Genomic DNA, 12,112 nt, shown 5'->3' with positions numbered 1-12,112 from the left:
TCAGATTCCGTGGAGCTCCCCACCGGAGGACAGGTACTCCGCCCAGCTGGTGATGTGCGGGTTCTTGCGCAGGAGGGCGCGACGCTGACGCTCCGTGAGGCCACCCCACACGCCGAACTCGACCTTGTTGTCCAGGGCGTCGGCACGGCACTCGGTGACCACCGGGCAGTGGCGGCAGATGACGGCGGCCTTGCGCTGCTCCGCACCACGGACGAAGAGGGCGTCCGGGTCTCCGGCACGGCACTTGGCCTGGGTGATCCACTCGCCACGCTCGTAGGAGACGGGCTGCTGCGGGGGTTTGGAGGGGGAACGGAAGGATTCTCCGGCGAGGGGGGTTGCCATCGTGCTCTCCAATCTGACAAGGCCATTCGCGGCGCGTACGTGGCACCGCTCACTGTGCAGCTCACAATGCCTACTTACTGCATGTAAGTCTATTCACAGACCTAACAAGAAGTCGAATAGGTCACACTCCTAGGGGCAATCATTAGTTCCCTACTCCCCCCATCTCTGCGTAGGGTAGGAGCGTGTCTGTGTGGAAATCCCTGGCTAACATGACCGCCGCCGCCGTGATCGCGGGCGTGGCCGGCGCACTCGCGCTTGCCCCCGTGGCGGGCATCTCCGGCGTCGGCATCGCCCGTACGAACGAGACGATGCAGTCCAACCTCGCCGACCTGACGGACGGCACCACCCCGGGGGTCACCACGATCAACGACGCCGCGGGGCAGCCGATCGCGTGGCTGTACAACCAGCGCCGGTACGCGGTGGAGAACGACCAGATCTCCCGGCACATGAAGGACGCGATCGTCTCCATCGAGGACCACCGCTTCTACGAGCACGACGGCGTGGACATCCAGGGCACCGCACGCGCCATGGTGACCAACGTCCTGGCCGGCGGCGTGGAGCAGGGCGCGTCGACGATCAACCAGCAGTACGTGAAGAACTACCTCCTCTTCATCGAGGCGAAGGACGAGGACGAGCAGGCCGCCGCCGTCGAGCAGTCGATCCCCCGCAAGCTGCGGGAGATGCGCATGGCCTCCGACCTGGACCGCAACCTCTCCAAGGACGACATCCTGACGAGGTACCTCAACCTGGTGCCCTTCGGCAACCGCTCCTTCGGCGTGGAGGCCGCGGCCCGCACCTACTTCGGGTCCAGCGCCGCCGAGCTCACGGTCCCCCAGGCCGCGATGCTGGCCGGCATGGTCCAGTCCTCCGAGTACCTCAACCCGTACACCAACCCCGAGGGCGCGAAAAACCGCCGCGACACCGTGCTGCGGGCGATGGCCGCCAACGGCCACCTCACCGCCGAGGAGGCCGAGGCGCACATCGCGGAGCCGCTGGGCATTCTCGACGCCCCCGCCACCCTCCCCAACGGCTGCATCGCCGCCGGTGACCGCGGCTTCTTCTGCGACTACGTCCTCACCTACCTCGCGGACAAGGGGCTGGGCCGCGATCAGCTTCTCGACGGCGGCTACACCATCAACACCACCCTCGATCCGCAGACCCAGGACGCGGCGCGGGCGGCGGTGTCCCGGGCGGTCGATCCGATGGCCACCGGCGTCGCCGAGGTCATCAACGTCGTCGAGCCGGGCCGGGACTCCCGCAACATCCTCGCCATGGCCTCCTCCCGCAACTACGGCCTCGACCTGGAGGCGGGCGAGACGGTCCTGCCGCAGACCAGCTCCCTGGTGGGCAACGGCGCGGGTTCGGTGTTCAAGGTCTTCACCGCCGCCGCCGCCATCGAGAAGGGCATGGGCCTGGAGACCGTCCTCGACGTCCCCGCCCGCTACGAGGCCCGGGGACTGGGCACGGGTGGCGCGGCGAACTGCCCGCCCAACACCTACTGCGTGGAGAACGCCGGGTCCTACCAGCCGCAGATGACCCTGCGGGAGGCGCTGGCCCACTCCCCCAACACCACGTTCATCAAGCTCATCGAGGATGTCGGGGTGCCCGCGGTCGTCGACATGTCGGTGAAGCTGGGCCTGCGCAGCTACGAGAAGCCGGGCACCTTCGACTCCGAGAACTCCATCGCCGACTACATGCGCAACGCCAACCTGGGCTCCTACACCCTCGGCCCGACGGCCGTGAACCCACTGGAGCTGTCCAACGTCGGAGCCACCCTCGCCTCCGGCGGCCGCTGGTGCGAGCCCACCCCCATCGCGTCGGTCACCGACCGGGAGGGCCGGGAGGTCTTCCTCGAGCGCCCCGACTGCGAGCAGGCCGTCGACGAGGGCATCGCGAACGCCCTGGCGGACGGCATGGCCGAGGACCTCATCTCCGGCACCGGTGCCCGCGCGGCGTCCGTGACCGGCTGGGGCGGGCGGGCCGCGGCCAAGACCGGTACCACGGAATCCCACCAGTCCTCGGCGTTCCTGGGCTTCAACAGCGGTTTCGCGGCGGCGCCGTACATCTACAACGACGGCACCACGACCTCCCCCCTGTGCACGTCACCCGTGCGCCAGTGCGGCAGCGGCAACCTCTTCGGTGGCCGGGAGGCCGCGGAGACCTGGTTCAACACGGCGAACATGCTGCCCGCGGCCGTCAACGGCGTGCTGCCCGGCCATGACCCCAAGTACGACCTCGGCACCACCAACGCCGTCCTGGCGGAGGTGGTCGGCATGACCGAGACCGCGGCACGCGGCGTCCTGGAGGGGCGGGGCTACCACGTGGTCACCCGCACCGTCGACGGCCAGCAGCCGCAGGGACGGGTGGAACGCGCCGTCGCGGAGGGCATCCTCGAGCGCGGGGCCACGGTGATCCTGGAGATCTCCCGCGGCTACACGCCCGCCCCGCGCAACACGGAGCCGTCCCCCGACCCGGCCCCCGCGACCACCACGCGCCGCCCGCAGATCACGCAGCAGGACCTCGACGAGGTCGCCGAGCAGCTGCGCGACGCCCTCGGCCTCTGACAGCTAGGCCAGCTTCGCGCGCACTGCGGTGGACAGACGCTTGCCGTCCACCTGGCCGGCGGCGGCCGCGGTGGCGGCCTTCATGACCTGGCCCATCTGCTTCATCGAGACCTCACCCGGCTCGATACCGGCCTCGGCGGCGACGGTGGCCACGGCGTCGTCGACAAGCGAGGCGACAGCCGAGTCATCCAGCTGTGCGGGCTGGTACTCCTCGAGCACCGCGACCTCGGCGAGTTCAGTCTCGGCCAGCTCGGGGCGGTTGTTGTCGGTGTAGATCTGCGCCGACTCGCGGCGCTTCTTGATCTCCCGGGCGATCACCTTGAGGATGTCCTCGTCGGTCGCCTCATGCTTGACGCCGGTGGTCTCCTCACCCTGGATCGCAGCCAGGAGCATACGGATGGTGCCGGTGCGGGCCTTGTCCTTGGCCAGCATCGCGGTCTTCAGGTCGGCACGGATCTTGTCCTTGAGCTCACTCATGTTGACCACGGTACTCCCCGGGTAGGGTGGTCCGGGTGAACGAGACTGCCAAGGTGACCCTGAAGAAGAGCTTCCTCCCCCTCGCCGGAGCCCTCGGCGCGGCCGCCCTCGCGGGTGCGGGACTGGCCGTCTGGGGCAACGCGGAGCTCCGCCGCTTCGAGCTCAAGGACATCACGGTCCCCCTGCTCGCCCCCGGTACGCTGCGCGGGAAGTCGGAGTTCCGGCTGCTGCACATCTCGGACCTGCACATGATCCCCGGGCAGAGCGACAAGATCGCGTGGGTCAGCGCCCTCGACGCGCTGCGGCCGGACCTGGTGGTCAACACCGGCGACAACCTCTCGGACGAACGCGCCGTCCCCGACGTCCTCCGCGCGCTCGGCCCGCTGCTCAACCGCCCGGGCATGTTCGTCTTCGGCACCAACGACTACTGGGCCCCGCAGCTGCCCAACCCCTTCAAGTACCTGCTGGGCATGCGCCGCATCCCGTCGTACATCGACCTGCCGTGGCGGGACATGCGCGCCGCATTCATCGAGCGCGGCTGGCAGGACGCCACACACCGGCGCCTGGAGTTCCAGGTCGGTTCCGTCCGCATCGCCGCCGCGGGTGTCGACGACCCGCACCACGACCTCGACGACTACTCGCTCATCGAGGGTGCCCCGCACCCCGACTCCGACCTCTCCCTGGCGCTCCTCCACGCCCCGGAGCCGCGTGTGCTCACCGAGTTCGAGCGCGACGGCTACCAGCTGTCCCTGTCCGGCCACACGCACGGCGGCCAGCTGTGCCTGCCGGGCTCGCGGGCGATCGTGACCAACTGCGGCATCGACCGGGCGCGCGCCCAGGGGCTGCACGACTTCGGCCGGATGAAGATGCACGTGTCCAACGGTCTGGGCACCTCACGCTTCGTTCCGCTGCGCCTGTTCTGCCGACCCTCGGCAACCCTGCTCCGCATCACCGAAAAGGAGTCCTGACCTCACGTTTTGCCTCTTATGACTACTGTGGGCTAAGGTATTCGAGGTACCACGGAGTACGGCAGTACACCGCAGGACACCGGGATATGGCGCAGCTTGGTAGCGCGCTTCGTTCGGGACGAAGAGGTCGCAGGTTCAAATCCTGTTATCCCGACCACATGACAACCCCCTGGCTTTCGGGCCAGGGGGTTTTCTGCTGTCCACGGTAAACCGCAACGGCGAGAGGACACGTTCGAGAGGAGTCTCCTCTCGAACGTGTCCGGCCCCCGGGGTGTCCTCTCGACAGAGTGAACCCGAACTTGTGTGGCGCGCGCAGTGCCTACAGTGCCTCCACCGCATCCGCGTCCTTCTGCGGCCCCTGCCGGTCGAGCGCCCCGCCGACGAGCCCCACCACGGCCATCCCGCCGAGCACGCCGAGGGCGAGCCACAGGACACCCGGGGAGGCGTCGTTGCCCGCGGTGGTCAGGCCGGCGGTGGCCCAGCTCAGCGGGGACAGGTTGGCCACGATCTGCCACGCGCCGGAGACCTCCGCGGTGGTGAGGTTCCTCCACACCCAGCCGACCAGGCCGAGCTGCACCAGGCCGAGCACCGCAGCGGAGAGCGAGCCGCCGACCATGCCGAACACGCCGAGCAGCGCACGGGTCGCCGTCGCGGAGGCCAGCACGCCGAGGGCGAGCACCAGCGCGGACCAGGTGAGGGTCTGGGTGGTGGCGCCGACGCCGACCAGCCACAGCAGGATGAGCCCGGCTGCGGTCAGCGCGGGCACGGCCGCGGCGAGCACCCACCAGCGGCGGGTGGCCCCGGCGAAGGCACCGCCGATGAGTGCCAGGGAGGCGATGAGGAGCGCGAACATGGGCGACAGGCCGAGGATCTCCCCCTCCCCCTCCGCTTCCCCGGCGGCCGTCATGGTGGAGGGGAGGGCCCGCTGGACGTCGCCGATGCGGTCCTGGGTGCGGGTGGCCATGCCGTCGATACGCTGGGCCCCCTCATCGAGCTTCTCGACGCCCGCCACCGCCTCATCCACCCCACCCTGCGCCTGGGTCAGCCCGTAGGAGAGGTCCTGGGCGCCACGCGTCGCGGAGTAGACGCCGTCGTGGAAGGCGTAGCCGGGCACGCCGAGCTGGTTGGCGAGGTCACGGGAGCCGTCCTTGAGTGCCTGCAGCTGATCGGCGAGGGGCCCGTCGAGGCGGATCATCTCCACCTGGCCGCGCAGCTCGAGGAGGCGTGCGCGGGCCTCGACGAGCACGGGGTCCTCGGTGTCCCCGATCTCCTCGAGGGTGGCGTCGAGCGTCCCGAGCAGCTGCCCCTGCAGTGCACCGAAGCCGATGACCTGGTCGACGGCGTTGCCCACGCCGTCGGCGATGTCGTTCGCGCCGGTTCCCAGCTGCCCGACGCCGGCCTGCAGCTCGATCAGCCCCTGGTGGAGCTGCTGCGCCCCGGTGACGGCCTCGGCGAACTGCTGCGGCAGGGCCTCCGCCCCGCTGCGCATCTCCGCGACGCCGTCCTTCAGCTCGCCGGTGCCGGTGGCGAGGAACCCCGCCTGTGCGCCGGCCTCACCGGCGGCGCGGCGGGCGTCGACAAGCTCCGTGGTGGGGACGGGGGCGGGGGCGGCGGCCGGTTCATCGGCGCTGCTCCAGCTGCGGGCGGGGTCGAGGTTGGTGACCGCGGCGACGGTGGCGCCGAGGATCAGGGGCACCAGCAGCATGAAGGCGGTCATCCAGTTGCGCAGGGAGGGGCTCATGCCTAATGAAAGTACTGGTAGAACGGGTGCCAGGTGCGGTAGGCGCACCGTCGTATCCGGCTGGTAACGTCAGATGGGATCTGACATGTCCCCGAGCTAATAGAGCGTGGTTTCCCTGTGACACTGATTCTTGTCATTGCGCTCGCGGCACTGGCGGTTGTAGCGGCCCCACCCGCGGTGCACATCCTGGACAGAAAAGCAGGGTGGCCTCTGGCCGGCCTGTTCCTCGTGGGGGCGGTGCTGCTCGGCCGGGAGTTACCCGGCGTGATGGACGGTCGGCCCCTGACCTTCGACCGCGTGTGGGTGCCGGATGTGGTGGCCCCCGGCATGGACGTCAGTTTCACGCTGCGCGGCGATGCCCTGAGCCTCTTCTTCGCGCTGCTGGCGCTGGTCATCGGCGCGGTGGTGTTCATCTACTCCGCGGCCTATCTCCCGCCCCGCAGGGGCAACACGAGTTTCTACACGATCATGACGGCGTTCACGCTGTCGATCCTGCTGCTCGTCCTCGCCGACGACGTGGTCCTCCTCTTCCTCGCCTGGGAGCTCGTCTCGCTGGCGTCGTTCATGCTCATAGCCCGCTCCGGTTCCGGGGGTGAGGCCGGTTCGGTGCGCACCCTGATCCTGACCTTCATCGGCGGTCTGACGCTGCTGGTGGCGGTGGCGGTGGCCGCGACGGCCGCCGGGACCACCAACCTCACCGGCATCCTGGCCAGCGACTTCTGGTCGCAGCGCCCGGAGCTGACAGTGCTGGTGGCGGTGCTGGTGGCGCTGTCGGCGTTCACCAAGTCGGCGCAGCTGCCCTTCCACTTCTGGCTGCCGGAGGCGATGGCGGCGGCGACCCCGGTGTCGGCGTTCCTGCACGCCGCGGCGGTGGTCAAGGCCGGCATCTACCTGCTGTTGCGGTTCTCCACGGTGTTCCACGACGTCGCCGTGTGGAACGGCCTGCTCATCGTCGTCGGCATGGCCACGGCCGTCATGTCGGCGGCCTTCGCCGTGCAGAAGACCGACCTCAAGCAGCTCACCGCGTACTCGACGGTGTCGCACCTGGGCTGGATCGTCGCGACGATCGGCGTCGGCACGCCCCTCGCTCTGTCCGCGGCCGTGGTGCACACCGCCGCGCACGCCCTGTTCAAGTCCTCCCTGTTCATGCTCATCGGCGTGGTGGACCATGAGGCCGGGTCGCGGGACATCCGTCGGCTCGGCCCGCTGTGGAACCGCATGCCGTGGACCTTCGGCTCGATGGTGATCGGCGCGGCGTCGATGGCCTCGGTGCCACCGCTGCTCGGTTTCGTGTCCAAGGAGGGCATGCTCACCGCCTTCCAGGACGCCCCGGCCTCCGGCCCGCTCCTGGCGGTCGCGGCGGTCGGCGCGGTGCTCACCTTCACCTACTCGGCGAAGATCGTCTTCGGTGCGTTCATCGACGGCCCACGCGACATGTCGGAGGTCCACGAGGCGCCGGTGTCGCTGTGGCTGCCGGCCGCCCTGCCGGGCGTCATGTCCCTGCCGCTGGTCTTCGTCCTGCCGCTTGCCGACGCCCCCCTCGACGCCATCGTCGCCGCCATGGGCGCCAACCACGAGTCGCACCTGGCCCTGTGGCACGGGGTGAACACCCCGCTGCTCATCTCCCTCGGCGTGCTGGCGCTCGGTGTGCTCGGTGTCCTGGCCCGCAGGCAGATCTGGCCGGCCCTGGAGGGTCGCAAGCTAGCCCCCGCCACCGGCAACGAGCTGCTCTCCGCCCTGGTGGGAGCCGCCACCCGCACCGGCCGTATGCTCGGCGCGATGGCCGACAGCCACAACCCCTCGCGGCACCTCCTGCCGCTGGTCGCGCTGGTCATCATCCTGGGTGGCGCCGCCTGGCTGTCGCCGGGTGTCGACGGCGTCACCCCCGCCCCGCGTACCCCGGGCCTGGACAACCCGTGGGACCTCATCCCGCTGGTCATCATCGCGGTGTCCGTCTTCGGCCTGATGATCACCAACTCGCGGCTGTCCGCGGCGGTGCTCATCGGCACCGCCGGCGTGGGCATGAGCCTGCAGATGATGCTGCTGGGCGCCCCCGACGTCGCGCTCACACAGCTGACGGTCGAGGCGCTCACCGTCATCGTCATCATGATGGTGCTGCGCTACCAGCCGAACCTCTTCCCCCGGGTGAAGCAGAACCGCCGCCAGGTCGGCTCCCTGGTGATCGCGCTGCTCGCCGGTGCCGTCGCCTTCGGCGGGGTGTACTCCCTGCTGGGCCGAAGGGAGCGTTCCGAGCTGGCCATGTGGTACCTCACCGAGGCCCCGGAGATCACCGGCGGCAACAACATCGTCGCCACGATCCTGGTCGAGTTCCGTGCCCTGGACACCCTGGGCGAGCTCTCGGTGCTGGGCATGGCCGCCATCGTCATCGCGGCGGTGGCGCAGTCGATGCCGCGGCACCCCTTCAAGGACGGCACCCGCCCGGCGCCCTTCGGGCAGTCGCAGCTCAACTCCATCCCGATGCGCAAGCTCATCGTCCTGGTCATCCCCGTCCTGGCGGTGCTCAGCGTCCTGGTGTTCATGCGCGGACACCAGGACCCGGGCGGCGGTTTCGTCGCGGCTCTCATCATGGGTGCGGCGATCGGCCTGACCTACCTCTCGCGGGGCCGCGACGACATCGTCTTCCGCGACTCCACCCCGATGTGGCTGACCGGCGTCGGCATCATGACCGCGGTCGGCGCCGGTTTCCTCGGCCTCCTCGAGGGCTCCTTCCTCTTCGCCATCCACGGGTACATCCTGGGTGAGCACATGACCACCTCCCTCATCTTCGACCTGGGCATCTACCTGGCTGTGCTGGGCATGCTCTCGATGGCCATCAACGCGCTCGGCGGCTACCTGCGCCCGGGCGTGGATCTCGACGACCTCGACTACACCCCGGGTTCCTCCGCCGACGACAGCGCCGCCGGTGACGGCGAATCCGACCGCAGCAGCGGCGACCAGGGCGACAGCTTCGGCGGCGAACCCGCCCCGGAACCCTTCCCTGCGCCGATCAACCCGGCGGCGCGTCCACGTGACGTGCTCGCCACCGACGCGAAGGAGAACGACCGATGATCCTGGCACTGACCATCGCGGTGCTCGTCACCGGGGCCGTCTACCTCATCCAGCAGCGTGGCATGGTGCGCATCGTGTTCGGCATGTCCCTGCTCGGGCACGCCGGCAACCTCACCCTGCTCGCGGGTGGCGTGGGCGCCTGGCGCGGCGAGCCCTTCGCCGACCGGACTTCCCTGGAGCTGGCGGCCGATCCGCTGCCCCAGGCGTTCGTGCTGACCGCCATCGTCATCGCCATGGCGACGACGACCATCCTGCTCACCCTCGCGGCCCTGGGCCGGGACGACGACACCGACGTCCCGGAGCCCGCGGACGACAACATCGTCGACCCGGTGCAGACGCTGGGTCGGGCCGCTGTCACCGGAGGCAACTAGATGGACTGGACACTTCCCCTCTTCGCGGCGGTCCCCCTGTTCACCGCGGCCGTGGCTGTGCTGCTGCCGTGGCGGTGGGCCCGGGATGTGCTGCACATCGGCATCCCCACCCTCGGCATCCTGGCCGGCGCCTGGCTTTTCGCGTACACCGCGGAGCACGGCACGATCGCCCACAACGTCGGCCTGTACGTCGGTGGCGTGGCCATCCCGTTCGCGGCGGACACGTTCTCGGCGATCATGATCATCGCGACGATGATCGTCGCGGCGTCGGCCAACTGGTTCGCCACCCTGTCGGGTGAGACGGTGTCGCGCTACTACGCGTCGCTCACGCTCATCCTGGTCACGGGCGTCAACGGTGCCCTGCTCACCGCCGACCTGTTCAACTTCTTCGTGTTCATCGAGGTCATGCTCCTGCCGTCCTACGGCCTCATCGCGATGTCCGGCACCTGGGCCCGTCTGGCCGGTGGCCGCGCGTTCGTGCTGGTCAACCTGGCGGCGTCCACGCTGCTGCTCATCGGCGTCGGCGTCGTCTACGGCATCACCGGCACGGTGAACATCGCGGCGCTGCAGGGGGCGGCCGCGGGCAACGGTCCGGTGGTGGTGGCGATGGGCCTGGTGCTCATCGCGGTGGGCGCGAAGGCCGGCGTGTTCCCGGTGCACACCTGGCTGCCGCGCACCTACCCGGCCACCTCGGCGGCGGTGATGGGCCTGTTCTCGGGTCTGCACACCAAGGTCGCGGTGTACATGCTGTTCCGCATCTGGGTGACCATCTTCGACCTGGAGGCGCGCTGGAACTGGCTGATCATCGCCCTGATGCTGGTCTCCATGCTCATCGGCGCGTTCGCCGGCCTGGGCGAGAACTCGATCCGTCGGGTGCTGGGCTACCAGATGATCAACGGCATGCCCTTCATCCTCATCATTCTGGCGTTCACGTCGGATGACCCGCAGCGGGCGCTGGCGGCCGGTCTGCTGTACACGCTGCACCACATGGTGACGGTGGGGGCGCTGATCCTCACCTCCGGCGCCATCGAGGAGACCTACGCCAGCGGCCTGCTCACACGCCTGTCGGGTCTGGCGCGTCGCGATCCGCTGGTGGCCGCGCTGTTCGCCGCCGGGTCCTTCTCCATCGTCGGTTTCCCGCCGTTCTCGGGCATGTGGGGCAAGATCCTCATCGTCATGGAGATCGCCCGTGTCGCCGACTGGTGGGCGTGGACGGTCATCGCGGTGATCGTCGGCGCGTCGATCGGTGCGCTGCTGTCCATGCTGCGGGTGTGGCGCAAGGTGTTCTGGGGCAAACCGATGCAGCACCAGCCCGCTGAACGCCGTGTCTCCGGCCGTCTGCTGACGCCGTCGGTGGTGCTCATGGCGGGTTCCGTCGCCATGTTCGTCTTCGCGGGCCCGCTCATCGACGCCACGCTCACCTCCACCGCAGGGCTTCTCGACGTCACCGGCTACTCCGCCGCCATCCTCGGCGAGAATCCCGTCGGTGTCCCCGACCTGACCGACCTCCAGGGAGGCCGCTGACATGCACGTACTGCTGTTCATCCCCTGGTGGATCAAGGAGATCTTCGTCGCCGGTTTCCAGGTGGCGTGGGCGGGTTTCCGCCCTGACGCCGGATACGACCCGGTCGTGGTGCGTTACCCGCTGCGGGTGACCTCCGAGTGGGAGATCTTCTGGTTCACCACCGCCATCACCGCCACCCCGTCGACGCTCTCGCTCGGTCTGCGTGAGCCGGCGGAGGAGGGCCAGCCGCGGATCCTGCTCGTCCAGGCCGCCTTCGGTTCTGACCCGGCCGGGGTCGTCGCCGACCTGGCCGACATGGAGGCCCGTCTGGCGCCCCGCGTCCGCGACATCGACCACGGCGTGCCCGGACAGGGTCCCGCCACCTCGCTGGACCCCAGGTTCTACGCGTACCCCACCAGCCGGAAGGAGAAGAACCGGTGACCCCCTTCGAATGGCTCCTCGCCGTGTGCATCGCCGTCATGACGCTCGCGCTCGTGTCCGGCCTCGTCCTTATTCTGCGGACCCGCGACGTGATCACGAAGGCCGTGATCAGTGACCTGATCTTCTACTCGATGGTCTGCATCTTCCTCACGTGGACCCTCACCAACGCCACGTCCATCGGCTACGAGGTGGCACTGCTGGCGGCGATCGCCGGCGGCGTGCTCCCCACCCTGTCGATGGCACGGATCATCTCGAGGGGGCGTCGATAAGCATGAGTGTCGCAGAGATCTTCGTCTCCGTCCTCGTGGTGCTGGCCACCCTCATGGTGGTGACCACCGCAGTCGCGATGTGGCGTGCCCCGGACGCGCTCACCCGCGTCAACCTCATGGGCCCGGTCGTCGGCGTGGCGTTCCCGCTGCTGGTGACGGGCAAGCTGATCATCGACTGGTCCACCAGCGGCTTCGACGCCAACGACACGGTGCGTGCGGTGCTGTCCATCGCCGGGGTGTGGATCGTCGGGTCCGTCGGTTCCTACTACCTGGGCAGGTCGATCTACGGCGTCACCGTCGTCGACGCCATCCACGCCGAGGAACGCGCCTACCAGCAGGGCACGGAGACGGTCTAGAGAGGAAGGG

The 12,112-nt window shown here is 69.3% G+C and carries 11 protein-coding genes and 1 tRNA gene; 9 read left to right on the top strand and 3 right to left on the bottom strand.

Going from position 1 to position 12,112, the window contains the following annotated elements:
* Nucleotides 1-342, bottom strand: a complete 342-nt coding sequence (locus B842_RS01050; RefSeq protein ID WP_040084692.1) for a WhiB family transcriptional regulator — start codon at nucleotides 340-342, stop codon at nucleotides 1-3.
* Between the two features lie 182 nt (nucleotides 343-524).
* Between B842_RS01050 and B842_RS01045 the strand changes: the two genes are divergently transcribed.
* On the top strand, nucleotides 525-2,906 hold the full coding sequence (locus B842_RS01045) for a transglycosylase domain-containing protein (RefSeq protein WP_040084691.1): 2,382 nt from the start codon (nucleotides 525-527) through the stop codon (nucleotides 2,904-2,906).
* A gap of 3 nt (nucleotides 2,907-2,909) precedes the next feature.
* Here B842_RS01045 and B842_RS01040 read toward each other — a convergent pair whose 3' ends face one another.
* A complete protein-coding gene (locus B842_RS01040; RefSeq protein ID WP_040087180.1) occupies nucleotides 2,910-3,383 on the bottom strand; it encodes a GatB/YqeY domain-containing protein in 474 nt (157 codons plus the stop codon).
* Nucleotides 3,384-3,418: 35 nt separating this feature from the next.
* Between B842_RS01040 and B842_RS01035 the strand changes: the two genes are divergently transcribed.
* Together B842_RS01035 and B842_RS01030 are read left to right on the top strand one after the other, a co-directional pair.
* Complete coding sequence (locus B842_RS01035; protein WP_082028325.1) at nucleotides 3,419-4,351, top strand: metallophosphoesterase; 933 nt, start codon at nucleotides 3,419-3,421, stop codon at nucleotides 4,349-4,351.
* A gap of 80 nt (nucleotides 4,352-4,431) precedes the next feature.
* A tRNA-Pro gene (locus B842_RS01030) sits at nucleotides 4,432-4,508 on the top strand.
* A gap of 162 nt (nucleotides 4,509-4,670) precedes the next feature.
* On the opposite strand, the gene B842_RS01025 is transcribed toward B842_RS01030, so the two are convergent.
* A complete protein-coding gene (locus B842_RS01025) occupies nucleotides 4,671-6,092 on the bottom strand; it encodes an ABC transporter permease (RefSeq protein ID WP_040084690.1) in 1,422 nt (473 codons plus the stop codon).
* Nucleotides 6,093-6,209: 117 nt separating this feature from the next.
* Between B842_RS01025 and B842_RS01020 the strand changes: the two genes are divergently transcribed.
* The 6 genes from B842_RS01020 to B842_RS00995 are packed head-to-tail and all read left to right on the top strand — an operon-like array spanning nucleotide 6,210 to nucleotide 12,102.
* Nucleotides 6,210-9,161 (top strand): DUF4040 family protein, encoded by a 2,952-nt coding sequence (locus B842_RS01020; protein ID WP_052437655.1) that lies wholly within the window; start codon nucleotides 6,210-6,212, stop codon nucleotides 9,159-9,161.
* A complete protein-coding gene (locus B842_RS01015) occupies nucleotides 9,158-9,532 on the top strand; it encodes a cation:proton antiporter subunit C (protein ID WP_040084689.1) in 375 nt (124 codons plus the stop codon). The genes B842_RS01020 and B842_RS01015 overlap by 4 nt, the downstream gene beginning before the upstream one ends.
* Nucleotides 9,533-11,056, top strand: a complete 1,524-nt coding sequence (locus B842_RS01010; protein ID WP_040084687.1) for a monovalent cation/H+ antiporter subunit D family protein — start codon at nucleotides 9,533-9,535, stop codon at nucleotides 11,054-11,056.
* A gap of 1 nt (nucleotide 11,057) precedes the next feature.
* On the top strand, nucleotides 11,058-11,477 hold the full coding sequence (locus B842_RS01005; RefSeq protein ID WP_040084686.1) for a monovalent cation/H+ antiporter subunit E: 420 nt from the start codon (nucleotides 11,058-11,060) through the stop codon (nucleotides 11,475-11,477).
* Nucleotides 11,474-11,746 (top strand): cation:proton antiporter, encoded by a 273-nt coding sequence (locus tag B842_RS01000; protein ID WP_040084685.1) that lies wholly within the window; start codon nucleotides 11,474-11,476, stop codon nucleotides 11,744-11,746. The genes B842_RS01005 and B842_RS01000 overlap by 4 nt, the downstream gene beginning before the upstream one ends.
* 2 nt (nucleotides 11,747-11,748) lie before the next feature.
* A complete protein-coding gene (locus tag B842_RS00995; protein WP_052437654.1) occupies nucleotides 11,749-12,102 on the top strand; it encodes a Na+/H+ antiporter subunit G in 354 nt (117 codons plus the stop codon).
* The last annotated feature ends 10 nt before the right edge of the window (nucleotides 12,103-12,112 follow it).

Origin of the sequence: Corynebacterium humireducens NBRC 106098 = DSM 45392, assembly GCF_000819445.1 — a bacterium.
Lineage (GTDB): Bacteria > Actinomycetota > Actinomycetes > Mycobacteriales > Mycobacteriaceae > Corynebacterium > Corynebacterium humireducens.
Note: the sequence above shows the minus strand (reverse complement) of the source record. Positions and strands in the feature narration are given on the sequence as shown.

Excerpts from the sequence above, each read along its gene's own strand:
- B842_RS00995 (WP_052437654.1), top strand. The coding sequence starts at position 11,749 with ATGAGTGTCGCAGAGATCTTCGTCTCCGTCCTCGTGGTGCTGGCCACC.
- B842_RS01005 (WP_040084686.1), top strand. The coding sequence starts at position 11,058 with ATGCACGTACTGCTGTTCATCCCCTGGTGGATCAAGGAGATCTTCGTC.
- B842_RS01015 (WP_040084689.1), top strand. The coding sequence starts at position 9,158 with ATGATCCTGGCACTGACCATCGCGGTGCTCGTCACCGGGGCCGTCTAC.
- B842_RS01040 (WP_040087180.1), bottom strand. The coding sequence starts at position 3,383 with ATGAGTGAGCTCAAGGACAAGATCCGTGCCGACCTGAAGACCGCGATG.
- B842_RS01025 (WP_040084690.1), bottom strand. The coding sequence starts at position 6,092 with ATGAGCCCCTCCCTGCGCAACTGGATGACCGCCTTCATGCTGCTGGTG.
- B842_RS01050 (WP_040084692.1), bottom strand. The coding sequence starts at position 342 with ATGGCAACCCCCCTCGCCGGAGAATCCTTCCGTTCCCCCTCCAAACCC.
- B842_RS01010 (WP_040084687.1), top strand. The coding sequence starts at position 9,533 with ATGGACTGGACACTTCCCCTCTTCGCGGCGGTCCCCCTGTTCACCGCG.